General features: G+C 60.4%; 23 protein-coding genes. 13 read left to right on the top strand and 10 right to left on the bottom strand.

Annotated features, from left to right (window positions below):
* The first annotated feature begins 49 nt into the window (after positions 1-49).
* The 7 genes from C5J26_RS19955 (at position 50) to C5J26_RS19925 (ending at position 7,762) form a co-directional block, all read left to right on the top strand.
* Positions 50-1,108 carry a cytochrome-c peroxidase gene (locus C5J26_RS19955; protein ID WP_172745942.1) on the top strand — a complete coding sequence of 353 codons (1,059 nt, stop codon included), beginning with the start codon at positions 50-52 and terminating at the stop codon, positions 1,106-1,108.
* On the top strand, positions 1,105-3,585 hold the full coding sequence (locus tag C5J26_RS19950) for a two-component system VirA-like sensor kinase (protein ID WP_105403351.1): 2,481 nt from the start codon (positions 1,105-1,107) through the stop codon (positions 3,583-3,585). The genes C5J26_RS19955 and C5J26_RS19950 overlap by 4 nt, the downstream gene beginning before the upstream one ends.
* A 167-nt stretch (positions 3,586-3,752) precedes the next feature.
* The gene (locus tag C5J26_RS19945) at positions 3,753-4,250 is read left to right on the top strand and encodes a hypothetical protein (protein WP_206051205.1); all 498 of its coding nucleotides are present in this window, start codon (positions 3,753-3,755) and stop codon (positions 4,248-4,250) included.
* A gap of 189 nt (positions 4,251-4,439) precedes the next feature.
* Positions 4,440-5,333 (top strand): trans-aconitate 2-methyltransferase, encoded by an 894-nt coding sequence (locus C5J26_RS19940; RefSeq protein ID WP_172745940.1) that lies wholly within the window; start codon positions 4,440-4,442, stop codon positions 5,331-5,333.
* Between the two features lie 127 nt (positions 5,334-5,460).
* Positions 5,461-5,856 carry a cupin domain-containing protein gene (locus C5J26_RS19935; RefSeq protein ID WP_206051204.1) on the top strand — a complete coding sequence of 132 codons (396 nt, stop codon included), beginning with the start codon at positions 5,461-5,463 and terminating at the stop codon, positions 5,854-5,856.
* Positions 5,857-5,904: 48 nt separating this feature from the next.
* A complete protein-coding gene (locus tag C5J26_RS19930) occupies positions 5,905-7,167 on the top strand; it encodes a styrene monooxygenase/indole monooxygenase family protein (RefSeq protein WP_172745955.1) in 1,263 nt (420 codons plus the stop codon).
* 70 nt (positions 7,168-7,237) lie between these two features.
* Positions 7,238-7,762: a cupin domain-containing protein gene (locus tag C5J26_RS19925; RefSeq protein ID WP_105403347.1), complete on the top strand. Its 525-nt coding sequence runs from the start codon at positions 7,238-7,240 to the stop codon at positions 7,760-7,762.
* A gap of 83 nt (positions 7,763-7,845) precedes the next feature.
* Here C5J26_RS19925 and C5J26_RS19920 read toward each other — a convergent pair whose 3' ends face one another.
* Positions 7,846-8,769 carry a GlxA family transcriptional regulator gene (locus tag C5J26_RS19920; protein ID WP_105403346.1) on the bottom strand — a complete coding sequence of 308 codons (924 nt, stop codon included), beginning with the start codon at positions 8,767-8,769 and terminating at the stop codon, positions 7,846-7,848.
* A gap of 90 nt (positions 8,770-8,859) precedes the next feature.
* Here C5J26_RS19920 and C5J26_RS19915 point away from each other — a divergent pair, with 90 nt between their 5' ends.
* Complete coding sequence (locus C5J26_RS19915; protein ID WP_105403345.1) at positions 8,860-9,402, top strand: cysteine hydrolase family protein; 543 nt, start codon at positions 8,860-8,862, stop codon at positions 9,400-9,402.
* Positions 9,403-9,816: 414 nt separating this feature from the next.
* Here C5J26_RS19915 and C5J26_RS19910 read toward each other — a convergent pair whose 3' ends face one another.
* A complete protein-coding gene (locus C5J26_RS19910; protein WP_105403344.1) occupies positions 9,817-10,203 on the bottom strand; it encodes a nuclear transport factor 2 family protein in 387 nt (128 codons plus the stop codon).
* 153 nt (positions 10,204-10,356) lie between these two features.
* Here C5J26_RS19910 and C5J26_RS19905 point away from each other — a divergent pair, with 153 nt between their 5' ends.
* A complete protein-coding gene (locus C5J26_RS19905) occupies positions 10,357-11,241 on the top strand; it encodes a helix-turn-helix domain-containing protein (protein ID WP_105403343.1) in 885 nt (294 codons plus the stop codon).
* A gap of 6 nt (positions 11,242-11,247) precedes the next feature.
* Here the strand turns inward: C5J26_RS19905 and C5J26_RS19900 are convergent, their stop codons facing one another.
* Positions 11,248-11,445 carry a hypothetical protein gene (locus C5J26_RS19900; protein ID WP_105403342.1) on the bottom strand — a complete coding sequence of 66 codons (198 nt, stop codon included), beginning with the start codon at positions 11,443-11,445 and terminating at the stop codon, positions 11,248-11,250.
* Between the two features lie 306 nt (positions 11,446-11,751).
* Positions 11,752-13,305, bottom strand: coding sequence for an MFS transporter (locus C5J26_RS19895; RefSeq protein ID WP_105403341.1), 1,554 nt, complete (start codon positions 13,303-13,305; stop codon positions 11,752-11,754).
* 194 nt (positions 13,306-13,499) lie between these two features.
* On the opposite strand from C5J26_RS19895, the gene C5J26_RS19890 reads away from it, so the two are divergent.
* Together C5J26_RS19890 and C5J26_RS19885 are read left to right on the top strand one after the other, a co-directional pair.
* Positions 13,500-14,390: an alpha/beta fold hydrolase gene (locus C5J26_RS19890; RefSeq protein WP_105403340.1), complete on the top strand. Its 891-nt coding sequence runs from the start codon at positions 13,500-13,502 to the stop codon at positions 14,388-14,390.
* 284 nt (positions 14,391-14,674) lie between these two features.
* Complete coding sequence (locus tag C5J26_RS19885) at positions 14,675-16,669, top strand: PhoX family phosphatase (RefSeq protein WP_105403339.1); 1,995 nt, start codon at positions 14,675-14,677, stop codon at positions 16,667-16,669.
* Between the two features lie 134 nt (positions 16,670-16,803).
* Here the strand turns inward: C5J26_RS19885 and C5J26_RS19880 are convergent, their stop codons facing one another.
* The 5 genes from C5J26_RS19880 to C5J26_RS19860 are packed head-to-tail and all read right to left on the bottom strand — an operon-like array spanning position 16,804 to position 21,571.
* The gene (locus C5J26_RS19880; RefSeq protein WP_105403338.1) at positions 16,804-17,652 is read right to left on the bottom strand and encodes a dioxygenase; all 849 of its coding nucleotides are present in this window, start codon (positions 17,650-17,652) and stop codon (positions 16,804-16,806) included.
* A gap of 19 nt (positions 17,653-17,671) precedes the next feature.
* A complete protein-coding gene (locus C5J26_RS19875; RefSeq protein ID WP_371681935.1) occupies positions 17,672-18,736 on the bottom strand; it encodes a maleylacetate reductase in 1,065 nt (354 codons plus the stop codon).
* A gap of 25 nt (positions 18,737-18,761) precedes the next feature.
* Positions 18,762-19,742 carry a gamma-resorcylate decarboxylase gene (gene tsdA / locus C5J26_RS19870; RefSeq protein ID WP_105403337.1) on the bottom strand — a complete coding sequence of 327 codons (981 nt, stop codon included), beginning with the start codon at positions 19,740-19,742 and terminating at the stop codon, positions 18,762-18,764.
* Between the two features lie 46 nt (positions 19,743-19,788).
* On the bottom strand, positions 19,789-21,021 hold the full coding sequence (locus C5J26_RS19865; RefSeq protein WP_105403336.1) for a flavin-dependent monooxygenase: 1,233 nt from the start codon (positions 21,019-21,021) through the stop codon (positions 19,789-19,791).
* A gap of 10 nt (positions 21,022-21,031) precedes the next feature.
* Positions 21,032-21,571 (bottom strand): flavin reductase family protein, encoded by a 540-nt coding sequence (locus tag C5J26_RS19860; RefSeq protein WP_105403335.1) that lies wholly within the window; start codon positions 21,569-21,571, stop codon positions 21,032-21,034.
* Between the two features lie 206 nt (positions 21,572-21,777).
* On the opposite strand from C5J26_RS19860, the gene C5J26_RS19855 reads away from it, so the two are divergent.
* Both C5J26_RS19855 and C5J26_RS19850 read left to right on the top strand, forming a co-directional pair.
* Positions 21,778-22,233, top strand: coding sequence for a MarR family winged helix-turn-helix transcriptional regulator (locus C5J26_RS19855; protein WP_046627575.1), 456 nt, complete (start codon positions 21,778-21,780; stop codon positions 22,231-22,233).
* 199 nt (positions 22,234-22,432) lie between these two features.
* A complete protein-coding gene (locus C5J26_RS19850; protein ID WP_105403334.1) occupies positions 22,433-23,716 on the top strand; it encodes an aromatic acid/H+ symport family MFS transporter in 1,284 nt (427 codons plus the stop codon).
* 163 nt (positions 23,717-23,879) lie between these two features.
* On the opposite strand, the gene C5J26_RS19845 is transcribed toward C5J26_RS19850, so the two are convergent.
* On the bottom strand, positions 23,880-24,911 hold the full coding sequence (locus C5J26_RS19845; protein ID WP_105403383.1) for an L-idonate 5-dehydrogenase: 1,032 nt from the start codon (positions 24,909-24,911) through the stop codon (positions 23,880-23,882).
* Positions 24,912-24,914: the final 3 nt, after the last annotated feature.

Below are 24,914 nucleotides of genomic sequence, written 5' to 3'. Positions count from 1 at the left end.
CTTTTACCATTAAAGCGCCGATTTTTGGCGGTTTCGTGTTGAAATGGTCATGCACCTCGCCTGGTTGCAGCCCGGCTCCCGAATCGACCGGGCGATGAGAACACTGGCCATCGGCGTGGCCGGTGCCGGACTCTTGCTTCTTTGCGTCACCGCTTTGATGCCATGGCCGCCGATGGCGGCGCTCGGCCAGACCGCGCAGGATGCCGGAGAACCCATCGCGCCCCTACAGCCCTCGGAGGCAAGGGATGCCGCCAGGGTGTCGCTGGGCGAGTTGCTCTTTCACGACGCGCGTCTGTCGGGTGACGGGACGGCCGCCTGCGCGTCTTGCCACGACCTAACCGCCGGAGGAGACGACGGCCTCGAGCGTCCCGCCGGGGCCGAGGGCAAACTGCTGGATTTCAACGCCCCCACGATCTTCAATGTCTCGCGCAATTTTCGCCTGAACTGGCGCGGCGAGTTCCGCAGGATCGAGGAGCAGAACGAGGCTGCCCTGCTCGATCCCGACGTGATGGGCGCGAGCTGGAATGAACTGCTTCGAAGACTGCAGGGCGATGCTGGCTATCTCCGGAGATTTGCGGCTGCTTACAGTTCCGCCCCCACAAAGGACAGCGTCCTCGACGCACTGGCCACCTTCCAGCGCTCCCTCATCACTGTCAACGCGCGTTTCGACCGGCATCTTATGGGCCAAAAGGGTGTGCTCACCTCCGAGGAACTGCGCGGCTACGAGCTCTTCAAGGAATATGGCTGTATCGCCTGCCACCAGGGGGCGAATGTGGGCGGAAACCTGTTCCAGCGGTTCGGCGTCTTTGCCGATCCTTTCGCGGATCGCGCGAGCGAAGATGACAGTGATCTTGGCCGCTTTACCGTCACGGGCCTGGAGCAAGATCGTCATGTGTTCCGGGTTCCCAGCCTTCGCAATGTCGCGCTCACGGCGCCCTATTTCCACAACGGCCGCACCGCTTCGCTCGAGGAAGCGATCAGCATCATGGCGCGCGCGCAGCTGGGTCGCGAATTGCCGCAAGACGACATCGCATCGATCACTCGTTTCCTGAACACGCTGACGGGCGAGTACCGTGGGCGGCGTCTTGGCGAAGGGCGAAAGCCATGAGACGACTTCCGTTCCTCGCCGCCACACTGGTGGTGTTCCTCGTTGTCCTGACCTATTTCCTGGCGCAAGGCACTTCCCTCAATGCTCCGCGGTACGAACGCGCGGACGCGCTACAATCGGTCATCCTGTATGACGCCGAGCTTCAAAGGGACGTGCTGCTCGGACGGGCGGGGCTGTTGCCGAACTATGACCCACTTGTCGGGTCGATGAACAACTTGCGGGTGGCTGCGGCCGACCTACCCTCCGACGACGGTTGGATTGGAAATGCCAGCTCCGACATACGGCAAAAGACCGCCGAGGTCGCCAGAGCGGTCGCCGAGCAGGAGGCGCTCGTCGAATCCTTCAAGTCGGACAACGCATTGCTGCAGAACTCGTTGTCCTATTTCAATCACCTCAGCCAGCGCCTGACCTCTCGAAACGGACAAGCGGGCGTAGCGGGCGAGATCGGCATGCTGACGGCAGCCATGCTTCGATTCATCAACGCGCCCCAGCGGGATCTTGCGGAAGAAGTCACGAGTTCGATCAATGCGTTGGAGCGTCGTGCAGTGGAGCCGCAAGCAACAAGCGACGTCCACTCGCTGATTTCCCACGCCCGACTCATCATTGGCACACTGCCGCGCGTCGACGGTCTCGTTGCCAACATTCAGTCTGCCCCGCTGGGCGGTGCCGCACGGTTGCTCCAGGACTCCTATCTCCAAGCGCATTCCCGCGCGACCAGGCGAGCCAACGTTTTCATGAGCCTGCTTTACGGCGTCGCAGTCGTATTGATGGGCTATGTCGCCTACTTGTTCGTCCAGCTGCGCGCCAACAGAGATCGGCTCAAGGCGAGGCTTGAACTGGAGCGGCTAGTCGCCGAGATCTCTACCCGGTTCATCAATTTGCCACGCAGTGAAATCGAGCCTGCAGCGCAGGGGGCGCTTGCGCATCTGGCATCTCACCTGAAAATCACTGGAGCCGAACTCGTTCTGCCTGAACCGAACGAATACGACGGCGTTCAGCACGAACCTGCCGACGGCATCGCCCGGACCGAAAGCTTGTCTCGACTTATCCATAACTGGCGCGTGGATGGCCGTGAAACGCAAGCCAGCATTCATGTTCCGGACATCGCAAGACTCCCTGACGGCTACGAGAAAGAGGCGCTGGCGCATCTTGGGATCCGGTCCCTGCTCTCGATCCCAATAGACATGGCCGCAAGAGGCCGGGGTGCGGTATTCCTTTTCCACGAGCGCCCGCATGCCTGGAGGGAGGACGACGTCGCGCTCTTTCGTACTGTGGCTGAAGTGTTCGCCAATGCGACGATCCGTGAACGCAGCGAGGCCGAGCGCGAAGACCTGCAACTGCGGCTCAATCGCTCGCAGCGGCTGGAGGCGATCGGAACTCTGGCGGGCGGGATCGCCCATGAGTTCAACAACATACTGGGTGCCATCCGCGGCTACGGGGAAATGGCCCTGGCCATCCTGATTAAGGATTCGCGCGCACGCAGATATGTGCTGCAGATCATGAAGGCGGGCGAACGGGCGCAGGATATCGTCGAGCAAGTCCTGGCTTTCGGTCGCCTTCGCGAACGCGAACAAAAACTCCTTGATGCGCGAACCGTCGTGGCAGAGGCCGTCGATCTCGTGCGGGCGTCGCTGCCCGCCACCATATCCCTTCATGTCGATTTGGCCGTGCACGATGCCGCCGTCATGGGCGATGGAACGGAGCTGCAACAGGTGGTCGTGAACCTCGCGACCAATGCCGCTCAGGCCATGAACGGCAGCGGCGCGGTCCGGGTCGTTCTGAAAACCGTCTTCATGCCGGACGAACGCGAGCTGTCGCATGGCTCGACGCAGGCCGGGCGCCATGTCCTGCTACAGGTCTCGGATAGCGGTTCCGGCATCGACCCCGCAGCGATGGAAAGGATCTTCGAACCATTCTTCACCACCAAGCCTGCCGGCCAGGGCACTGGGCTGGGGCTTTCCACCGTTCACGGAATCGTCTCCGCGCACCACGGCGCCATCGATGTGCAAAGCAAACCCCGACAAGGCGCGACATTCTCCGTTTACCTCCCGCAAATCGAAGCGACGGTGCACCCGGAGCCTGACCACGACCGATCCGTCCCGCACGGTCACGGCGAGACGATCCTGATCGTCGAGAACGACGAGCCGCTCATGCTGCTCGGCGAAGACATGCTCGCGGCGCTCGGCTACGAGCCGGTGGGCTTCGGACATGGCAAGGCAGCGCTGTCAGCATTCCGCGCCGATCCCGAACGCTTCGATCTCATTCTCACCGATGAGATCATGCCGGAGTTGAGAGGCACCGAGCTCGCAAGTGTCATACACACCATCCGTCCCGACGTCCCGGTCGTGCTGATGACGGGATATACCAGGACCCTCAAGCCTAAGCGATTGCAGGCCGCAGGGATACGCGAAGTACTGAAGAAGCCGCTGCTCTCGAGAGAGCTCGGCGATTGCCTCGCACGTCAACTGCCCGCCTGAACAACGTTCTCACTACCGGCGACGAACCCTTTCCGCCGTTACATCCGTAACGCAACTGCCTCTCGCTGAAATCACCAGGTAGCCGCGTCTCCGTAAGATCGCCACGTGTCGGCCTGCAACGCGACGTCGGCCAGCCGTAGCCTATTCAACCGCTTTGAAAGGAGCCGATGATGATCCGCTACGCCACACTGGGTACGAGCCGCGTTCTGTACGGGCTTCTCGGCCTTGCGATCGTCGGGTCGGTTCAGGGCATGGCCCAATCAACCGACATCGAGCGCGGTCGCTATCTCGTGAAGATCGGCGGATGCAACGATTGCCATACCCCTGGATATCTTACGACTGCAGGCAAGGTGCCGGAGGAAAACTGGCTTGTTGGAGATGCGATTGGATTTAGCGGTCCCTGGGGTACCACCTACCCTTCCAATCTACGCGGTTTGCTCGCGAAAATGACCGAAGACGAATGGGTGGGGTATGCTCGCTCGCTGCAGACGCGGCCACCGATGCCTTGGTTCAATCTGCAGGCTTTTGCGGAAGACGACCTGCGCGCGATGCATCGCTACATCCGCTCGCTACCGAAAGACAATCGCAGCGTTCCCGATTTCGTGCCGCCCGGGCAGCGTCCCTCGACGCCCCACATCGTCATGGTGCCGCAGGCGCCGGGTTAATGCGGTTGGCCCGTGGGCATGAGGTTCGACTGCTTCCCGTCTCACGCGGACTTGGGCGCAGAGCGCCGCTGTTGCAGCTGTAACCCTCATTCCTCGCCGCTGAAATCGGGACGTAGCAGACACGTGCGACATTGTCTCACCGAGTTGGCGGTGGCTTTCGCCAACCAAAAACGAACACGGGAGGGAACCATGCAGAAGGCTCTTCTTGATCATAGGCGTCCAAACGGCATCGGGCCTGGATCGTATGACGAGGCTTCCTATGCGCTGGGCTATTCGAAACACGAACTCAGGCGGCTTGCCTTGCAGGCCGAGTTCATTCGCGATCTCACCGAAGATTTCCTGCGGCGAGCCGGGCTTGCGCGTGGCATGCAGGTACTCGATCTGGGCTGCGGGGTCGGCGACGTGTCGCTGATTGCAGGCCAGATTGTCGGGCCTTCTGGGGCGGTGCTGGGCGTCGACCGCTCGAGGGAAGCCATCGAGATCGCCGAAAAGCGGGCGGTGGAAGGTGGGCAATGCCATTGGGTTCGGTTCGACGTCGCCAAACTTGAAGATTTCGATCCGGACAGGAAGTTCGACGCGATCATCGGCCGTCTGATCATGATGTATCTGCCGGATCCCGGGGCGACGCTGCGGCGGCTCGCCGATCGCCTTCGGCCCGGCGGAATAGTGGCATTTCAGGAAATGGCGATGTCTTCGGTGCGAAGCGTCCCGGACGGGTCGGAGTTCCGCCGCTGCAGGCGCTGGATTCTGGAAACCTTCGAGCGCGGCGGCTTCGAGGTGGACATGGGGCCAAAGCTGCATACGACCTTTCTCGAAGCAGGACTGCCGGCACCGCAGATGATCGCTGCCGGGCGCGTCGAAGGCGGTCCGCAATCCTTCGTCTACGACTATGTCGCGGAAACCTTGCGCAGTCTGCTTCCGTTCATGGAGCGGCTTGGGATTGCTTCGTCCGAGGAGGTGCAACTCGATACGCTCGCGGATCGATTGCGCGCCGAGGCCACTGAGAATTCAGCCTGCATCATGCCGCCGCCACTCGTGGGCGCGTGGACACGCCTGGACGTCCCACTCAACGAGGAGCGATGAAATGCGTGAGACTACATCGATAGAACCTGTTGCGCACGTTATCAGGCGCGAAGACATTGAGGCTTTCGAGGTCTTCGGCCCGACAGTGGAATACCTGACACAGCCGCGGGATGGAGAACCGTGCATCATGCGGGGCACGATCCCGCCGCATGTTTCGGTGCCGCTTCACTCTCATGCTGACCCGGAGACGTTCATGATGATTTTCGGTGTCGTGGAAGGACTCAGCCATTCCGCAGACGGTTTCGAATGGATTGAGGTCCGGCCGGGCGACATCTTCCACGTGCCCGGCGGAGCCATGCACGCTTTTCGCAACCAGACAGGCGAACCGGCCATCATGCTCATCGTCAGCACCGACAGGATCGGGCGCTTCTTCCAAGAAGTAGGTTCGCCGGTACGTGACGGTCCTCAGGTCCGGCCGTTCGACCCGTTCGAACGCTTTCTTCAGGCTTCGAAGCGTTACGGCTACTGGAATGCCAGCCCGGAAGAAAACGCCCGCGTGGGAATCGTCCTCACGACGCCATGAACAGCGCGGTTTTCGCGCATGCCTCCAATCGACCAGGAGATTGATACGATGACAAAAATCTCAGTGATCGGCGCAGGCACGGCCGGTCTAATCTTCGCCTACGCATTGTTGCGCAAGGGATATGAAGTGACGGTGTATTCCGATCGCACACCCGACCAGTGGCTCAATCATTCGAAACCAACGGGAAACGCCTTCCTCTTTGGCGAGACGATCGACGTCGAACGCGAGCTGGGCATGGACTACTGGTCACAGGACATGTTGGGCGCGAGCGGCGCGCTGGTCCACATGAAGCCGGCCATCGAAGGATCCGAACGGATGATGGTTGCCGGCTTCTTTGGATCGTACGGAGGTGCCATCGACATGCGGATGCGCATCCATCGTTGGCTCAGTGACTTGGAGAGTCGCGGTGGGCGACTGATTGTCGAGTCCGTTACGGCCGAACGAATTGACGAGATTGCGACCCATTCCGATCTCACCGTACTGGCAGCCGGTCAATCCGAGCTGGCCGACCTTGTTCCGCGCGATCCGGGAAGGAGTGTCTATGACGCGCCGCAACGCCACCTCGCAATGGCGATTGTCAGCGGGGTGCGAGGCTGGGATGATTTCGTCGACTTCGTTCCGGTGAAATTCAATATATACGGTGACGCTGGGGAAGTCTTCTTCGGGCCGTACACCCACAAGACCGCCGGTCCGACCTGGTGCGTTCTGTGGGAAGCAAAGCCTGGATCCTGCCTTGACCGTTTCACCGAGGCCAAATCCGGCGAGGAGGTGGTCAACATCTCTCGCAGCTTGCTCCAGGCACATGCATTTTGGGATTGGGATGCAGTCAAGGACATGAGATTCCTTGATGGAGACGAACACGCTTGGCTCGTTGGGCGTGTCACGCCGACCGTGCGCCAAGCTTTCGGCCTCCTGCCGTCCGGAGGCCTGCTCATGCCGCTCGGAGACACCGCAATCACCTTCGATCCTATCGCCGGACAAGGAGCAAACAACGCCAACCGCATGGCGAAGTATGTTGCTGATGCCGTTATTGCCCGGCGCGACCATTTCGACGCCGCGTGGATGACCGGAGTGTCTGAGGCCTGGTGGGAGTTCCACGGTCGGTGGGCATATGCTTTTACCAAGATGTTCCTGGAGCCGCTTACGGAACCGGCAGCCGCGGTGCTGGGAGAATGCGGCCGCAATCGGCTGTTCGCAGACCAGAAGCTCTTCGGGAATTTCTCGAGGCCGCAGAATCTCTTCCCCTGGATAGAAGACACTGAAGCTGCCAGCGGGGTCATCGAAGCCTACCAAGCGCGAAAAGCGGCTTGAAGGTCCTCCAGGCATCGAATGGTTTCCTCAACCCTTTGCCTGGGCGATTCGTTCGAGGAAGGAGCAGACAATGCGCGACATCGAAAGCAAGGAGTTCGTTCTTGCAGGCATCGTCATGAAGTGCCTGTTGTCCGGAGAGCAGACCGCCGGCCAGTTCTGCCTCTTCGAGAACAAGAGTGACGGAAACACGAAGACACCGATCCATGTCCACACCAGGGACGACGAGACGGTTTACGTCATAGAAGGCGAACTGACTGCGGTGCTCGATAGCCAGCCTCGACGCCTGACTTCGGGCGAGAGCATCTTCCTGCCCCGCGGCATTCCACACCAGCTTACGAACATGAGCGGCAATCCTTGCAGATACATCTTGATCGGGACCCCCGCACTATTTGAACGCTTTCTCGAGGAGGGTGGCCACCAACTGCAACCGAACGAAGACGTAGGACCGCCGACGCCTGAGGAGATCGAGCGTCTCCGCGAGGCCGCGCCAAGGTTCGGCATCACCTTGCTCCCGGATTGGCCGCACCCAAGTAACGCTCGGAAGGTCTTTTATGGGGCCGATTCCAGAACGTCTGCTTTGGGCCGGCTGGAATGATGGCGGACCAAACCGGGAGCTGCTGCTTAAGCGGCGGCTGGTCTATAGTGCATCAGGCCCCTATCCTTCATCAAAAGCGGATACTACGCACGGAAACGGCGCCGGTACTCGGATGGCGACAGACCTACGATCCTCTGAAACACCTTCCTGAACGCGCTTGCATCCGTGTACCCAACGCGCCAGGCGATCACTTCTACGGGATACTTGCCGAACTGGAGCAACTCGCGTGCCTTGTTCATGCGGAACCGCTGGAGGTACCCGGTGACCGTCATGTCCGTTGACTTGCGGAACCGGCGCAGGAAGGTCCTTTCCTCGAGCCTCGACTTGCTCGCCAGGTCGGCGAGCGTAATGTCGTCCGCGAACGACGCATGAAGCAAGTGCTGCGCGCTGAGCACCGCCGTGTCACCGTGGTTCAGGCTAGGCACAAAGGTACTGTAATATCGCTGTTCCCGGCCGGGAGGATCGATGAGCAGTATGCTTGCGGTCTCCATCATCGCCGTGGGGCCGAGGTAGCGATCGACAAGCTTCAGCCCTAAATCCGTCCAGGCCATCATGCCGCCAGCGGTGATGATGTCGCCGTCATCGATAATCAGCCGGTCGACGTCTAGATTGACGTCGGGGAAGCGCGCCACGAATGCCTCAGCAGCGCCCCAATGAGTGGTGGCTGACCGCCTGTTCAACAGGCCGGTTTCGCCCAAAATGAAAGCGCCGACGCAAACTGAGGCCAAGATCGTGCCGGCTGAATGCAGTCGTCGCAAACCCGCTGCGAAAGTGCGGGCGACCTCGGGAGGGACTGGTCCCCCTTTGCCCGAAGGAACGATGACCACGCTTGGGTGGCCGCTCGGTTCGGCAGGGACCAGATAATCGCTCTCGATCCGCCATCTCGTCACTCTCAGGGTCGGTCGGTCAGGGCGGTTGGCGATCTCAAATAGGTCTGTAAGGCCGAGTAGAGCGGCCTCCTGCGCGCCAGGGTACTCTAGCAAGCCGATGTCGATGGTTTCGGGCATATGTCGTTTCCAACCCGTTCTTTGTCATTACCGCCAATAGCGTCATCTTTGGTTGCCGTCCATAAGAGACGCTTCGAAAGGATGAACTCCATGAACAAGCAAGCAATCGTTGTCGTCGATTTCCAGAACGATTATCTCACCTCGGGATCTTGGCCGCTGATTGGTATTGACGCCGCCGTAAAAAAGGCGGCCGAGGTGATCAAGCGTGCCCGGTCCAAGGGTGTGCCTGTCATCCACGTGCGCCATGAGAGCCCCAAGGGCGCGCCATTCTTCGTCGCCGGCTCTCCCGGCGCAGAGATCATTCCGGCAGTCGGTCCCAACGACGGTGAGCAGGTCGTGGTGAAGAATTATCCGAACGCGTTCCGGGACACTGACCTCAAGGCCAAGCTCGATGCTGAGGGTGTCACGGATGTGATCATTGTTGGCGCCATGACGCACATGTGCATCGACGCAACCGCCCGAGCTGCCGCTGACCACGGCTACAACGTAACGGTCGTCCAAGACGCCGCAGCCACGCGCGACGCCGAGTTCAACGGCATGATCGTGCCGGCGGGCCAGGTCCACGCGGCCTTTATGGCGGCACTTGGCTTCGCCTATGGCAAGGTCGTCGCAGCCGATGATTTCCTGAAGTAGCTATTGTGGGCTCGCGTACCGCCTGCCTCTGCGCGGCTGGCGGGACGCTTGGCTCACGCTTCACATCGCGTACCTGACCTGGAACTCGTCGTGGTAGATGACTTCTTCGAAGCGAAGCTTCAGGCCGTGCTTGACCATTAGTTTCTCGACGATTGCGCAGCGTCTCACGGTGCCCTTTTAGCGCGGAGCTGAGCAGAAAAGTGCCCTCGCCCTTGTCGCACGGCATGCGCCTGAGTTCTTCCCAGGCCAGGTCCACTGCGTTCTTCTACGACCGAGATATCCAGATCACCGAAATGCGCTGATAGGCGGTCAAGACGAGCTGCCTGTTGTTCGCGGTCATCGTAAAACTCGTGGAATTTGGAAAAACGGTATGGGCGGGGACGCCTTGGTCCGCCGCCGTGGCTCGGTGACGTTTCAGCCCCAGAAGGCGTCTTCCTGCTCGGGGTTCGAGGAGAACAGCCACACTTCGACGATCTTGCCGTCGGCGATGCGCAGCAGATCAATACCGGGCTGGTTGACCTGGGCGCCTTCACGTTGGCCGGCGAACTCGATCTCAATGGCCACCAGGTTGCCGTTAGCGAGATAGCGATGGGCATGGGTGATGGCGAAACTGCCGCCAGACCTGGCCATCATGGCACCCATCATGGCGCCGAATTCGGCAATTCCATTCTTGGTGCCCGAGAACTGGTTGGCGCCCGGCTGATGCCAGATAACCTGCGGGGAAAGCAGGCTGCCAAGCGTGGCCTGATCGTTGGTCTGGACGGCTTCGATGTAGCTCTGTGCGATATCGATATTGGTCATTTTCTATCTTTCATTGCCGATGTTAAACCTGCCGCGGAGAAACCGCGCCATTCATGGAGTGGTAATAACGGGCGATGTGCCATGCTGTCGTGGTGCATACGGGCCAAAATCTGATACTTAATGGACATCGCTGCTGATTGAGGAGGGCGAAACATGGCAAGGAACGCATCAAAGGTGGATCAACTCGCGTACCGTCCGCGGGGTCGCGAGCTCGACGTCGAGGTCTTCCGCTTCACTGACTTGCGGCGCCGGGTCGCCCGCGCGGAAATCCTGGCGCTGTACCACTATACCTTTCACACCCTGATCTGCGTCACCGATGGTGCGGTGACCCAGCTGGTGGACTTTCAGCCGGTCACCTGCTCAGCCGGATCCCTCCTCGTGCTCAGGCCAGGGCAGGTTCACAGCTTTGGCAGTGATGAAGGGTGGGATGGATGGATGGTGCTGTTCCGGGCCGAATTCCTGCCATCAGAAGCGCAGACGGCCGCCGATCTGTTGCCGGCTCTCGGTCTGGACCGGCTGCCGGATCATTTGTCGCTGTCGACCGCGGACTTTCATGCCGTCAGCGAGATCATCACCAGGATGCAGCTGGATGTGGCGATCGACGCGATGGCCAAGGATGTCCACGCCCTGCTGCGATACCAGCTTTGCGCACTGCTTTTACGCCTGACAATTCTGCAGGACCGGCAGGTGGGCGGTGCCGACGCGGGGAGCTTGGCTGTGCAGCGTTTCGCCAAGTTTCGCCGGTTGGTCGAGCAGAACTATGCTGGCTGGCATCAGGTATCCGCCTATGCGTCGGCTCTGGGCTGTACGGAGAAAAGCCTGACGCGAGCGGCGTTGGAGGCCACCGGCCAGAGCGCCAAGAGCGTCATCACGGCTCGTATTGCCCTTGAGGCAAAACGGCTCCTCGTTCACACCGACCGGCCCATTTACCTTATCGCCGAGGGCCTGGGCTTCGAGGAAGCAACCAACTTCGCCAAGTTCTTCAAGCGTGAAACGGACCGCACCCCGATTGGCTTTCGCCGGCAATACAAGGGCTAGTTATGGCTACCTTTCGGCTCCAGTGAGGGTGGCCAATATTGAAGGCGGTTCTGTCGCTGTGGCCGCCTGTTTTTCCGCGAGCAGTTCGTCAAGGATGCCGTTCAGCGTGGCCAATGGCGTACCGGTGGCGGGAAGCTGGTGAACGCTGGTGCCATCGATGTAGAGCAGCGTCGGATATGAAGATACCCGCAGCGTGCGGGTCAAGGCGAAGTCCGCTTCAGCCTGAGCTTGTGCTGCGCCACCGGTAGGGATGCAATACTTGCCCTTATCGAGACCATTGCAGTGTCGACTTTCGCTAGCCTGCCTTCAAAGCTCTCTTTGGCCTGCTAGAAAATCAGAGGCCGTGGGCTCTCGCCAGCAGCGCTTTCAGTCGGCAAGGGTAGCGGCACTATTCGGCGCCAGACATCCGCTGGGATGCAGCAGGCGAGCGCGCTCGAACGTAAGTTCTCAGCTGACTTTCGATGACGGGATCAGCAACCCATCGGCTCGGCGATGTGATGACCTTTTTTCTCAATGAGCAGACGCAACGGCCTGCTCGTCGATATTTGCGCGGGCATAGATCTTTCGGGCGATGACCGCGAGCACGAGCAGCGTCACCATCCCAACTAGGCAACAGCTGGCAAAGCCTGTTGAGAAAGACTGGCGGGCCGCGTCAAGCCAGGCCGGCACGACGCTCTCCTGAAGAGCCCTTGCGGTTTCGACCGCACCACCGATCGTCGTTTTCACCGCTGCCCTCTCAGCGGCATCGAGGCCTCCAACATTCACCCCGTCCATCAGCATGCGATAGATCAAGGTGCCGAGGCTGCCGAGCAATGCGATGCCCAGCGCGCCACCGAATTCGGCACTTGTCTCTGAAATCGCCGAGGCGGAGCCCGACTTTTCCGGCGGCGCGCTTCCGACGATCAGGCCGGTTGTCGTCAGCACGACCGGCACGAAACCGACGGCGATCACCATGGTTGCGCCGAGAACCCCGAACAGGCTTTCGCAATAGGCGGCGATCGACATCAGAAACATGCCCGCAGAGTTTATCAGCAGGCCCAGCAATACGGTACGGACCGGGCCGAAACGGTTGGTGAACCGATAGGCTTGCAAGGACATGACTGTGAAGACGATCGATGAGGGAACCGACCAGAGAGCCGCTTCGAGCGGTGTGAGGCCAAGCACGAACTGGAGGAACAGGTTCTGGTAAAGAAAGACGCCGAACACGAAGAACATCCCGGCAAGGTTTACCAGAAGCGAGGCCGTGAAGGCGGGCAGAGCAAAGAGCTTCAGATCGATCAGGGGATCCGGCAGGGTTTTCTGACGGCGCACTAACAGCCAGCCGACAATGAGCCCGCCGCCGATGGGAAGCAGATGACGAATGTCAAAACCGTCTGCCGCCACGTGCTTGAAGCCATAGATGATTGGCAGCACGGTGGCGAGCGACAGCAGTACGCTCAGGAGGTCAAGCCTGGCGCCGTCCGCGCTCTTGTATTCCGGCAGCAGGATGGGAGCTGCTATCAGCAGGATGAGCATGACCGGGATGTTGATGAGAAATACCGCCCCCCAGTGGAAATATTGTAGCAGAAAGCCGCCCAGAAGCGGCCCGATCAGGCCACCCAGGGCGAAAGCCGTGCCCCAGATGCCGATGGCGCGGTTACGCTCCGCCTCGTTGCTGAACAGGTTGACGATCAACGACAAAGTTGAGGGTGCGATCGTCGCTCCGGCAATGCCGAGAAGCGCCCGCGACACGATGAGCTGTTGCGCGGTGGTAGAAAAAGCCGCAAGCGCCGAGGCGACGCCGAAGGCGGCTGCTCCGATCAGCAGCACGCGGCGACGACCGATCCGATCTCCCAGCGTGCCCATCGTAACCAGGAAGCCGGCAACCATGAAGCCGTAGATGTCGTTGATCCAGAGGAGTTCGGAGGCCGACGGGTCGAGGTCGGCGACGATCGCGGGAATGGCCAGGAACAGGATGGACAGATCCATCGAATAGATGAGGCAGGCAATCGAGAGCACGCAGACCCCGATCCATTCCCTGCGTCCGGCAAGGTTCTGGCCTGCTTTGGCACTTCCGGTATGCATGGAACTCCTCCTATAGCGGTGGCGGCAATGTGGCGCGCCAGATGATAAATGGCAACGCTCCACCTTGGAGCGCTGGTCGGAGATGCCCCGATCCAGCCAGACACGGTCAAGACGGGGCGGCCGGCAGGATTTTTCAGGTGAACCAATTCACTCCTTGAATGTTGACATGTGGGTCAGAAAAACGAGGAGGTCACATGCTTGACGTGCAAAAGGCCAAGCATCAGACGGTCACAGTAGATGGGGTCAACCTGTTCTATCGCGAGGCGGGGCGACGCGATGCGCCCGGCGTGCTGCTGCTCCATGGCCAACCCAGTTCATCCTACAGTTTCCGCGACGTCATCAGCCCCTTGGCGAGCGTCGCGCGGGTCGTTGCGCCCGATCTGCCCGGCTTCGGTTTCACGGAGGCACCCGACGACTACGAATACACGTTCGACGCCATGGCGCGGACGGTCGATGCCTTAACAAGGGAGATCGGGTTGGAGCGGTTCTTCCTCTACATCCACGATTTCGGGGCGCCGGTCGCCTACTATCTGGCGCTGGCGCGACCCGACCGGGTGCTTGGGCTCATCATTCAGAACGGCAATGCCCATGAGGAAGGCCTCGGTCCAGTTTGGGAGGCCAGCAAAGCCTATTGGGCGGAACCTACCCTGGAGAACCGCGCGAACCTGCCCGAATGGCTGAATTTCGAAGGGGTGCGGCACACATATGTCGGCGACATTCCGGATAGGCTCAAACCGCAGTTCGCGCCGGAAGGCTGGCATCTCGACTGGGAACGGATGAGCCGGCCCGGACTGGTCGAAATACAGTTTCGCATCTTCAGCGACTATGGCCGCTACGTCGCCCGCTTTCCGGAGATTTCGGCCTATCATCGCGACCATCAGCCGCCGGCGCTGCTAATCTGGGGGCGGCACGACCCCTATTTCGAGCTCGATGAGGTAATGGCTTATGCCCGCGAGCTCAACCGATTGGATATGCATATTTACGACGGGGCGCATCTTCTGCTTGAGACGCATCATCAGGAATGCGCCGCCCTTATATGCGAGTTCATCGTAAATTCACAGAGCGCAATGCCCAAGTCGATATGACCCCACCGAGATCAAGATGGGTCCGAACCGGCCGGTTTTCGATCTTTTTCGCCCACTGACGCACACAGGACGGTGGCTGAGGCGCTGTTCGGCATAGGCTGCCGCATCGAGAACTTGCTTACCCGCGGCAGGCTCCGCCCTCCCCCGACATTCGCTTCTTTGAAGGCTTCGCGCGCAGACAAGAGATGGACGGCGCGGCGATGCCTGTCGCATACCTGTAATAGTGTAACTTTAGGTTAGAACGGCTCCAGACTTGGGGCAAATCCTAACTTAGAGGCGAGCCAATGAACGAGCACACTTCCCAGAAGATATTCCCGACGACTCAGCTTGAAGACGCGGATGGCGATGGCCACAACACGAGCGTCAACCCGACCATGGGTGAAATCATCGGCAAGCGTTTCTCGCGCCGGAATTTTCTGCAGGGTTCACTCGCCGTCTCGGCTATCGCGGCAACTGTCAGCCCCGTCGCCCTGATGAGCGCCGACGAGGCCCGTGCCCAGGACAAGAGCGGCTCCGCCTTCAAGTTTACCGAAGTGGAAGCCGGCGTTGATGCCAGCCACCACGTGGCCGATGGTTATGACGCCGACATCCTGCTGCGCTGGGGCGATGCCGTCCTGCCCGGCGCGCCGAAATTCGATCCGACCAAACAGACGGCCGATGCGCAGAGCAAGCAGTTCGGCTATAACAACGACTATGTCGGCTACATTCCGCTCGAAGGTTCGAGCGAGCACGGCCTGCTCGTCGTCAATCACGAATACACCAATCCGCACCTGATGTTCCCAGGCCTCGTCAAGGTCGTGGATGGCAAGATCCAGCAGGGCACGCTCAGCAAGGAGCAGGTGGATGTCGAAATGGCGGCCCATGGCGGCACCATCGTCGAAATCCGCAAGGCCGGCGGCAAGTGGCAGGTCGTCACCGACGGCAAATACAATCGCCGTATCACTGCCAACACGCCGATGGAAATTACCGGCCCGGCCGCCGGCAATGATCGCCTGAAAACCAATGTCGATGCGTCTGGCACGCGCGCCATCGGCACGATCAACAACTGCGCCGGCGGCGTCACGCCGTGGGGCACCTACATCATGGCGGAAGAGAATTTCCATGGCTATTTCTCCGGTAAGCTGCCGGAAGGCCACAAAGAGGCCGCCAACTACAAGCGTTACGGCGTTCCGGAAGGCAGCTACGAGTGGGCCAATTTCTACGACCGCTACGATCTCGCCAAGGAACCGAACGAGCCGAACCGCTTCGGCTGGATCGTCGAGGTTGATGTCATGGACCCAGCCTCCATGCCGAAAAAGCGCACCGCGCTTGGCCGCACCAAGCACGAAGGCGCCGAATCGATCGTCGCCAAGAACGGCAAGGTCGTCTTCTATCTCGGTGACGACGAACGGTTCGACTATGTCTACAAGTTCGTGACTGAAGGCACGTTCAACCCGAACGACCGCGCAGCCAACATGAACCTGCTCGACAAGGGAACGCTTTACGTCGCCAAGTTCAACGAAGACGGCACCATGCAGTGGCTGCCGATGATCCACGGCCAGGGGCCGCTGACCGCCGCCAACGGATTTAACAGCCAGGCGGACGTGTTGATCGAATGTCGGCGCGCGGGCGACGTGCTCGGTGCCACGAAAATGGACCGGCCGGAGGACGTCCAGCCGAACGGCGTCAACGGCAAGGTCTACGTGATGCTGACCAACAACACCCGCCGCAAGGCCGACCAGGTCAATGCCGCCAACCCGCGCGCAGAAAACGCCTTTGGCCATATCATCGAGATCGCCGAAAACGACGGCGATTTCACCGCAACCTCCGGCAAGTGGGAAGTGCTTCTGAAGTGCGGCGATCCTTCCGTTGCGGCGGTCGGCGCGACCTTCTCCACCGAGACCACCAAGAACGGCTGGTTCGGCATGCCGGATAACTGCGCGGTTGATTCCGCTGGCCGGCTCTGGGTCTCGACCGATGGCAATAACAACAAGGCGACCGGCCGAACGGACGGTCTCTGGGCCGTCGATACGGAAGGTGAAGCCCGCGCCACGTCCAAGCTCTTCTTCCGCGTTCCCGTCGGTGCCGAGATGTGCGGCCCGCTCTTCACCCCCGATGACCAAACGGCTTTCGTCGCCGTCCAGCATCCGGCCGATGGCGGCGAGGACTGGCCGGGCCATGGCCGTCCGTCCTACTACGAGGACCTTTCCACCCGCTGGCCGGACTTCAAGCCCGACATGCCAGTGCGACCTGCAGTCGTTGCGATCACCAAGGTGGGCGGCGGCAAGATTGCCGTCTGACACTATCAACGCGGCGTCGAGCCGCAACGAGAGCGGCAGCGAGGCTGCCGCCTGGCTGTGAATGCCGGCCGGGGTGAGTGCATCACCCCGGCTCGCAGCAGACGGAGGTTATCCGCCTTACGAAGCTAGAGAGTTCAGCCGCGGTAATCCAAGGGAGTCAGGACAAAATTGAAATCGGAGCGCCAGATCGTCGCTTCATCGATCCGCTCGAAGGGAGCGATCAGGCTGTTTTTCACCCCAAAGACCGCATCCGACTCCAGATAGGGATCGTCGCCGACAAACGTGTGGGTGACGAGCTTCTGGTATCCCTCCGCGGTGATCATATAGTGAGTATGGGCAGGGCGATATGGGTGGCGGCCCAGCGATCTCAGCATCTGGCCGACCGGACCGTCATCGGGGATCGGGTAGGAAACCGGCTTGATGCCGACGAAACTATAGGCGCCGTCGGCGCCTGTCACGAAGATCCCGCGATTATTCCATTTCGGCTGAATGTCCGGCTGCTGGACGTCGTAGAACCCATCGGAATTGTCCGACCAGACATCGATCAGCGCACCCTCGACGGGGTGGCCGTCAAGATCCAGCACGCAGCCGGTGAAAAGACAACTCTCGCCCCTGCCGTCCAAGGAGATCGTCTCCCCCATCTGGCGCACTGGCGCTCCTTCGACGTGAAACGGCCCAAACACAGTGTTTTCGGTTGCCCCTTCCGGCCGGCGATTGTTGATGGCATCGACCAGCATGGAAAAACCCAACGCGTCGCTCAGCAGGATGAATTCCTGTCGCTCGTCGTGACAAAGATGGCCTGTCCGGGTGAGGAAGCTGATTGCCGTCTCCCACTCCTGCTGGGTAAGGCTGACATCCTTTGCAAAGGCATGCAAATGCGTGACAAGCGATGCCATGACCTCGGCCAGCCGTGGCGCTATGTCCTGGGCCATGCGTGCGTTGACCGCTTCTGCGGATTTTTCCTCGCTGAAATATCGAGACATTGAAACTCCTCCGAATGCGTTATTGCGGCCGCGCGCCCTCCCAGGCGTTTTGCAGCAGGGCGCGGATCGCCTGGCGCTCTATAGGACGCGGGTTCCAGTACGGGTTGCGGGTCGCCAGATCGGCTGCACGGTCGAGATCTGCTTCCTTCATACCGAGATCTCTCAACGCGGTAGGCGCGTTGATCGACGCGGCAAAGTCGTAGAGACCGGCTCCCAGCGAGCCACCGAAGAGGTCGGCCGCCGACTTCAGTTCCTCTGCCGCTGCATGCGCGTTGTAGGCGGCTGAATGCGGAAGCACGATCGCATGGGTTTCTGAATGCGGCAGGTCGAAGCTGCCACCCAGCGTGTGGCAGAGTTTGTGGTGCAGGGCCATGCCAACGGTGCCGAGCACCGTCCCGCAAAGCCACGCACCATAGAGTGCGTCCCCCCGCGCGCCGAGATCTTGCTGTTCGTTCAGAATCCGTGGCAATGCCTGCTTCAGCGCGCGCAGACCTTCCATTGCCATCATCGAGGAGATCGGATTGCGATCCCGTGCGTAGAGACCTTCTACGGCATGGGCCATCGCATTGAGGCCGCTGCTCACGCTCATGGCGACCGGCAATCCGACGGTCAATTCGGGGTCGTAAATGACGACCTCGGGCAGTATGCTGGCGGCCCGGACGGTCGTCTTTTCACCGTTTTCCGTCTGGCCGAGGATCGGCGTCACTTCCGAGCCGGCATAAGTCGTCGCTACCACGATCTGAGGCGCATCGTTGCGATAGGCGATCGCTTTCCCGAGCCCGATCGTCGATCCACCCCCGAGGGAAACGACGCAATCGGCTCCGGCGGCACGATAAGTTGCCATCGCCCGCTCGGTCACATCGACCGGCGTATGCATCGTGGCATCGGTAAACAGGCCGGCCGAAAGCGGGCCGAGGACGGCGGCAATACCTTCGGCTTCCGCACTTTGATGTGGGGTGGACAGGATCAGGGCGCGCTTGCAGCCCTGCCCCGTGATTGCGTCGGCGAGTTGGCCAAGCGAGCCGGGCCCGAAAATGACCCTTGCCGGACCGATATTGTATTGGAAGGACGCTACCACACCCATCAACTCCGTCTTCGTTGCGCCATGTTCAACGATCGAGCTTGAACAGCGAAAGTGCATTGGTCCTGCCGATCTTCAGGCGATCTGCCTCCGAGATCGTGGTGCTATCAAACCAGTCGGCGGCGTGGTCGATATTCTCGAACGGCCAGTCGGTGGAGAACAAAATCCTGTCAGCGCCGATTTCCAGCATGGCATCGATCAGCGACTGGGTGCGGAAATTCCCCGACGTGGTGATGTAGAAGTTCTCGTTGAAGTAATCTGCGATGCGGCGCTTGGCGGGATAGCTCTTTTCGACCTTGACCCAAGCATTTCGGTTGTCGATCCGCCACATCATATAGGGCAGCCCCTCGCCCATGTGGCCGACAATGATGCGCAGGCCGGGATGCTCGTCAAAGAGGCCGGACCCCATGAGCCGCAGCGCATGCACGGCGGTTTCCTGTGCGAAGGCCCAGGTCGGGCCCATCAGCCAGGAGTGGCCGGCATAGATCCGGCTGTCCTGCGGCAGCGGATTGCGCGGGTGGAGATAGAAAGGAACGTTGAGCTTTTCCATCTCCGCCCAGAACGGGCGGTATTGGGGCAGGTCGTAGTAAAGCGGGTTAGAGCCGTCGCCTTCCTGCGAGAACCCGTTCACCAGCGCGCCGACAAAGCCCATCGTCTTCACGCAGCGTTGCAGTTCCTCTATCGCCTTATCCGGATCCTGCAGGGGGAGCGCCGCAAAACCCAGAAAGCGGTCGGGGTTCTTGAGGCATTGCTCCGCCAGGAAGTCGTTGGCGCGGCGGGAGATCTCCAGAGCCTTGGCCTTGTCCGGGATAGCCTGCACGGCCGGAGCGTTCAGGGAAAGGATCATCTTGTCGATGCCGTGGGCGTCCATCAGCCGCAGGCGATTGTCCTGGATGTCCAGAAGGCGGGCCGATAGTTCCGTCCAGTAGTCTCCAGGCACGAAACCTGCCGAATCCTGCAGCGTGTCGGGAATGGCGAAGTGTTCTTCAAGCGCTATTTTACCTTGCACGATACTCTCTCTTTCCTGTCTCAAATCTGGAATGGACGTGTACGGATCAGTACTGACCCTTGGGCGGCAGGCCTAAGAGATGCTGGCCGACCATGGTCCCAACGGCGTCCCAGTTCATCGAAATGTGGCGTCCGACGGCATTCGCATCCCGCCATGCCCGCTGGACGGGATTGGACATTTGAAGACCGAGACCGCCCGTGGAGGCGTTCAAGGCTTCGACCGCCTGAAGGGACAGGCTGACGGCGAAGGACTGCGTGCGCCGTGCCAGAATTCTGTCTTCATCGGTGATCTCGACCGTGCCGTTTTCGCGTGCCTGCGCCAGCTGCTGCGCCCTCGCCACATCACGCAGCATGATTTCGCGTGCTGCGTCGATAGATGCCGATGCCTCTGCTACCCTCAGCTGGATGGTCGGAAACTCGGCGATCTTGTTGTTACCCCCGGCGACCGCGCCGCGCGTGATCCGCGTGCCCATATGGTCGAGATAGCTGGTCAAAGCGCCTTTTGCGGCACCGATGGCAGCGCTGCCAAGGCAAAACGGAATCCCCATGAGGAGCGGAATGTTGAAAAGGCCGATGCCCTCGTATCCCCGCCCACCCGGCGTTCTGCCCGCAGTCGCATCCGGGAAAGCCAGGACACGGTGCTCGGGTACGTAGACGTCTTTCAGGATCAGGCTCTTGGAACCGGTACCGGCCAGACCGACGACGTCCCACGTCTCGGCGATCGTGTAGTCGCTTGCAGGCACCAGGAGAAAGGACGGGACGGCGCGGTCTCCCTCGATTTTTGGCGGGATGATGGCAGCGCACAATGCCCACTGCGCATTTTCGCAACCGCTCGCAAAGGCCCAGTCGCCGGAAATGCGAAAGCCGCCCTCCACGCGCTCCGCCATGCGCGTCGGCGCATAGGAACCGCATACAAGTGCATCGGCGTTCGTGCCCCAGACTTCCTGCTGAACCCGTTCGTCGAACATCGCAAGAAGCCACTGATGCGCAGAGAGAAGTCCCGCAACCCAGCCGGTCGAGGCGCAAGCCGACGACAGCTCGATATTGGCATCGACAAGCTCTGCAAAGGAGCCCTGGTCGCCGCCGAAACGGCCCGGCTTGACAATATCGAAATACCCGACGCCGCGCAGCAGGTCGATATTGCGGGCCGGCACGCGCCCCGCCTTCTCGGTATCACGAGCAGTGGCGCGGATCTCATCAAGAACCGGCGCGATGCGCTGGGCAAGACATGCGTTTTCTGCCCGCATCGAAGCGGGAAACAAGGCTGCTGTACTGTTCATGGAACTGCCCTCAGTTATGGGAGGTAAAAGGCGCGTGCTGTGGCGCGCAATAATTCGAGTTTTCGTACATTAACGGGGTGGTATCGTTGGAAAGACGGGTGTCTATCACTTGGCCGATGAAGATCGTATGCGTTCCATAGGGAACGGCACCCATGCGACGGCAAATCACGGCGGCATGGGCCGAATCCAGGACCATCATGCCCCGTTCATGGCGAACCCAATCGGCCGCTTCGAACCGGCGTTCCGGAGCGATCTTTCCGCTGAACCCTTCCGATACGGAAACCTGTTCGTGCGTCAAAACGCTGACGGCAAATTCCGGCACTTCCAGCAGCATGTCGTGCAGGTAAGTGCGGTTGTTCAGGCAGATAATCAGCGACGGCGGATCCATGGAAAGCGATGTCACCGCCGTTGCGGTCATGCCGTGGTCGGCTCCATTGCGACAGGCGGATATCACGGTAACCGTCGCCGGAAACCTGCGCATGGTTGCGCGAAACGCATCGCTGATAGGCGGAATTGCCGGCATGAGGCCGGCGGCAGCTGTGGCAGACATGAGTTCCTCCCGAGTCTCCTTGGGGTTAAATTATTGCAAACGCAACTATTGTCAATGCAAATTTTAGACTGCAGGCAATTTCTCGTTCAACGCTGATCCTTTTTGCGAAGTGATCCAGCGGCTCGTGTTGTCATTTGGGCCATTTAGGTGCATGTCGGAACAAGCCGCGGTCAGCCGCACACGAGATTTCGCCAGCAGACTGAGACATGTACAAACTTACCGATTCAGTTCCCTACCTGCTCAACCGTGCGGGCGTGCGTATCGCCGAGGTCTTCTCACAACGAATTGCCGAGAACGATCTCAGCGTTGCCATGTATCGAGTGTTGGCAATGTTGAGGGAACGCAAGGAAAGTACGCTTGGGGACCTTGCCGACGTCGTCTCGGTTGAGATCTCCACCCTCTCGCGGCTCGTCGGCACTCTGGCGAAACGCAAGCTGGTCTCCAGAACCCGTCCCGAGGACAATGGCCGTATCGTCATCGTTCGGTTGACCCCACAGGGAGAGGCCCTGACCGAAAAGCTGATGCCGCTTGCCATGGAACTCGAGGCCACGGCTGTGCAGGGCATGTCCAAAGAGGAGGTCACCGCCCTGAAAAGTGCGTTGAAGCGGATGCACAGCAATCTGCCGGCCATGTCCGGAAAAGGGAAAACCAGCGACCAATAACTTTTGCACTTGCAAATATTTTATCTGCAAGTATTTAATGGCGCGTCAATCGTTGTCCTGGCATCATCTCTCTTCGGGATGAGGGTCCGGTGTGGGAGGAAACACGCCGACGACGATCCGGAGGATTTGTACATGGATCGATGCTGGCCTGCCGATGGCGGGAGCGTACTTCCTGTACTCAAATGTGTGGGGAGGGAAAATGACCATACAAGATGTCGCTATCGCCAAGGAACGCGTCCGCAGCCCGAACATGATCATCGCCCTATGCGGCCTGTTGATCCTTTTCGACGGTTATGACCTTATCGTTTATGGTGCGGTCGCACCTTCGCTGCTTCGAGAGGCAAGCTGGGCTCTGACGCCCGGCATGGTCGGAAGAGCCGCGTCAATCACCCTGTTCGGGATGCTGCTGGGCGCCCTGATTGCCGGAACCCTTGCCGACAGGATCGGCCGCCGCAAAGTCATAATCGGGAGCCTCCTGAGCTTTTCGGTGATGATGATCGGCAGCGGTTTGGCTCCGAGCTTCCTGATTTTCGAAGGAACCCGTTTTCTCGCCGGTCTTGGCCTGGGCGCGCTGTTCCCGACGGTAACTGCCTTGATCATCGAGTTTTCTCCGCCCAAGCGGAAAGCCATGGCCTACTCGACGGCGCTTCTCGGCTATCTCGCCGGCGGCATCATCTCGGGCATTCTCGGCATTATGCTGATCGAGACTTACGGTTGGCGCGTGCTGATGTTCATCGGCGGCGCACCGATACTGCTTCTTCCGCTGTTCCTGCGCCTCCTCCCGGAATCGCCGGAATGGCTGGCGACCAAGAACCGCCAGGCAGAAGCCAATCGGATTGCAGATCAGTATGGGTTGCCCAATCCCAATCCAAGGCCTGCTGCTCTGCGTCAGGTAGGCATCAAGTCGCTGTTTTCCGAAGGCCGCCTGCTGCCGACCCTGAACGCCTGGGGCATCCATTTCTGTTCGCTTCTGCTTACTTTCGGCATGGTGAACTGGCTGCCGACGATCATGAACAAGATGGGTTACGACCTCGGTTCCGCCCTTCTCTTCTCCGTCACGCTCAATCTTGGCGCGGCAATCGGCCTGCTGATCGGCGCGAGAATTGCCGACCTTGGCAACGTCAAGATGGTCGTGGCTGGAATGTTCCTCCTCGGCGCATGCTCGATCTGGATGTTGACCCAGGTAGGCCAGGGCCTTCAGGTCTATGGTCTGGTCGCGCTGGCTGGAACCGGAACGATCGGAACGCAGATTCTAGCCAATGTCCTGGTCGGAAATCTTTACCCGGTCGAAATTCGCGGCACCGGCCTTGGCTTTTCGCTGGGCATCGGTCGCGTCGGGGGAATGATCGGCCCCGCCATCGGCGGTGCCGTCCTCGGAGCAGGACTTGCACCGCAATGGAATTTCTACATCTTCGCGACTGTCGGCGCGGTGGGCTGCGTTCTGGCTCTGGCGACACTGCTGTACAAGAAAAAGACTGTCTGAACTCTCGCCCGGGCCTCGGCAGGTCAAGGCATCCTATTCTGCAGGTATTGAACCCAAGAATGTAGGAGGCGGCTTCTCAAAAGCCGCCTCCTACTCTTGTTGTCCTGGCAGAGGTGCTGTTTCAATTCATCCGATGCCAATCCTGTCGGCCCCGGTTTGATTGCTAGAAAGCCAGTTGCACCTTCATCGACCGGGTTCTGTCACCGGCAGTCTCAAAAGCCTCCACGGCCTTGTCGACCGGAAAGATGCCGGTGAGCAGCGGCTTCAGATCGACGCGGCGTTTTCCGATAAGGTCCACGGCAAGACCGAATTCCTCATGAAAACGGAAGGTGCCCTTCATCTCGATTTCCTTGGCGACGACGATGTTCTGCGGGATGGCGACGTCGCCGCCGAGACCTAGCTGGACCACCGTCGAGCGGGGCCGGAGCACTTCCAGGCCGGCTCGTACGGCGCGTTCGTTGCCGGAAGCCTCGAACTGAACGTCGAAATAGCCCTTGTTTGCGGAATAGGCCACAAGCTGTTCCGGATTGCTGGCGACGTCGATGACCCGATCGGCACCGACTGCCAGCGCCTTGTCGAGGACCGCACCCATGACGTCGGTCGCGACGATCTCTCTGGCACCATGGGCACGGGCAGCGATGATCGCCAATGCACCAATCGGACCGCAGCCGGTGACCAGCACGCGCTTGTCCGTAAGCGACCCGGCACGGGCCACCGCATGCAGCGTGACCGCGAACGGCTCCGCCATCGCCGCTTCGTTGATCGACACACCGTCCGCTATCCTGTGGCACTGCCACCGTTCGGCAACCAGGCGCTGGCGGAACGCGCCCTGGATATGCGGCATCGGCATGGCGCTGCCGTAGAAGCGCATGTTCAGGCAATGGTTCTGCTGCCCCTTCAGGCAGTAGTCGCAGGCATTGCAGGGACGGCTCGGCGACACCGCCACCCGGTCGCCGACAACGAGGCCCGATGTCCCCGCCCCCAACGCCTTAATCGTTCCTGCAACCTCGTGGCCGAGGATCATCGGCTCGCGCACCCGCACGGTGCCGAAGCCGCCGTGATTGTAATAGTGCAGGTCGGAGCCGCAGATGCCGCCGGCCTCGATGGCGACCTCCACCTGTCCGGGCCCGAGCGCCTCGACCTCCCTCTCTTCGACGCGCAGGTCCTTGGCGGCATGAATGACGACGGCTTTCACGGG

This window comes from Neorhizobium sp. T7_12 (assembly GCF_002968535.1).
In the GTDB taxonomy this organism is placed as follows: Bacteria; Pseudomonadota; Alphaproteobacteria; order Rhizobiales; family Rhizobiaceae; genus Neorhizobium; species Neorhizobium tomejilense.
This window is presented reverse-complemented; position numbering and strand designations above follow the sequence as displayed.

Bases quoted from the DNA above. Each gene is read 5' to 3' on its own strand.
- C5J26_RS19955 (WP_172745942.1), top strand. From the start codon at position 50: ATGCACCTCGCCTGGTTGCAGCCCGGCTCCCGAATCGACCGGGCGATG.
- C5J26_RS19950 (WP_105403351.1), top strand. From the start codon at position 1,105: ATGAGACGACTTCCGTTCCTCGCCGCCACACTGGTGGTGTTCCTCGTT.
- C5J26_RS19945 (WP_206051205.1), top strand. From the start codon at position 3,753: ATGATGATCCGCTACGCCACACTGGGTACGAGCCGCGTTCTGTACGGG.
- C5J26_RS19940 (WP_172745940.1), top strand. From the start codon at position 4,440: ATGCAGAAGGCTCTTCTTGATCATAGGCGTCCAAACGGCATCGGGCCT.
- C5J26_RS19935 (WP_206051204.1), top strand. From the start codon at position 5,461: ATGCGGGGCACGATCCCGCCGCATGTTTCGGTGCCGCTTCACTCTCAT.
- C5J26_RS19930 (WP_172745955.1), top strand. From the start codon at position 5,905: ATGACAAAAATCTCAGTGATCGGCGCAGGCACGGCCGGTCTAATCTTC.
- C5J26_RS19925 (WP_105403347.1), top strand. From the start codon at position 7,238: ATGCGCGACATCGAAAGCAAGGAGTTCGTTCTTGCAGGCATCGTCATG.
- C5J26_RS19920 (WP_105403346.1), bottom strand. From the start codon at position 8,769: ATGCCCGAAACCATCGACATCGGCTTGCTAGAGTACCCTGGCGCGCAG.
- C5J26_RS19915 (WP_105403345.1), top strand. From the start codon at position 8,860: ATGAACAAGCAAGCAATCGTTGTCGTCGATTTCCAGAACGATTATCTC.
- C5J26_RS19910 (WP_105403344.1), bottom strand. From the start codon at position 10,203: ATGACCAATATCGATATCGCACAGAGCTACATCGAAGCCGTCCAGACC.
- C5J26_RS19905 (WP_105403343.1), top strand. From the start codon at position 10,357: ATGGCAAGGAACGCATCAAAGGTGGATCAACTCGCGTACCGTCCGCGG.
- C5J26_RS19895 (WP_105403341.1), bottom strand. From the start codon at position 13,305: ATGCATACCGGAAGTGCCAAAGCAGGCCAGAACCTTGCCGGACGCAGG.
- C5J26_RS19890 (WP_105403340.1), top strand. From the start codon at position 13,500: ATGCTTGACGTGCAAAAGGCCAAGCATCAGACGGTCACAGTAGATGGG.
- C5J26_RS19885 (WP_105403339.1), top strand. From the start codon at position 14,675: ATGAACGAGCACACTTCCCAGAAGATATTCCCGACGACTCAGCTTGAA.
- C5J26_RS19880 (WP_105403338.1), bottom strand. From the start codon at position 17,652: ATGTCTCGATATTTCAGCGAGGAAAAATCCGCAGAAGCGGTCAACGCA.
- C5J26_RS19875 (WP_371681935.1), bottom strand. From the start codon at position 18,736: ATGGGTGTGGTAGCGTCCTTCCAATACAATATCGGTCCGGCAAGGGTC.
- C5J26_RS19865 (WP_105403336.1), bottom strand. From the start codon at position 21,021: ATGAACAGTACAGCAGCCTTGTTTCCCGCTTCGATGCGGGCAGAAAAC.
- C5J26_RS19860 (WP_105403335.1), bottom strand. From the start codon at position 21,571: ATGTCTGCCACAGCTGCCGCCGGCCTCATGCCGGCAATTCCGCCTATC.
- C5J26_RS19855 (WP_046627575.1), top strand. From the start codon at position 21,778: ATGTACAAACTTACCGATTCAGTTCCCTACCTGCTCAACCGTGCGGGC.
- C5J26_RS19850 (WP_105403334.1), top strand. From the start codon at position 22,433: ATGACCATACAAGATGTCGCTATCGCCAAGGAACGCGTCCGCAGCCCG.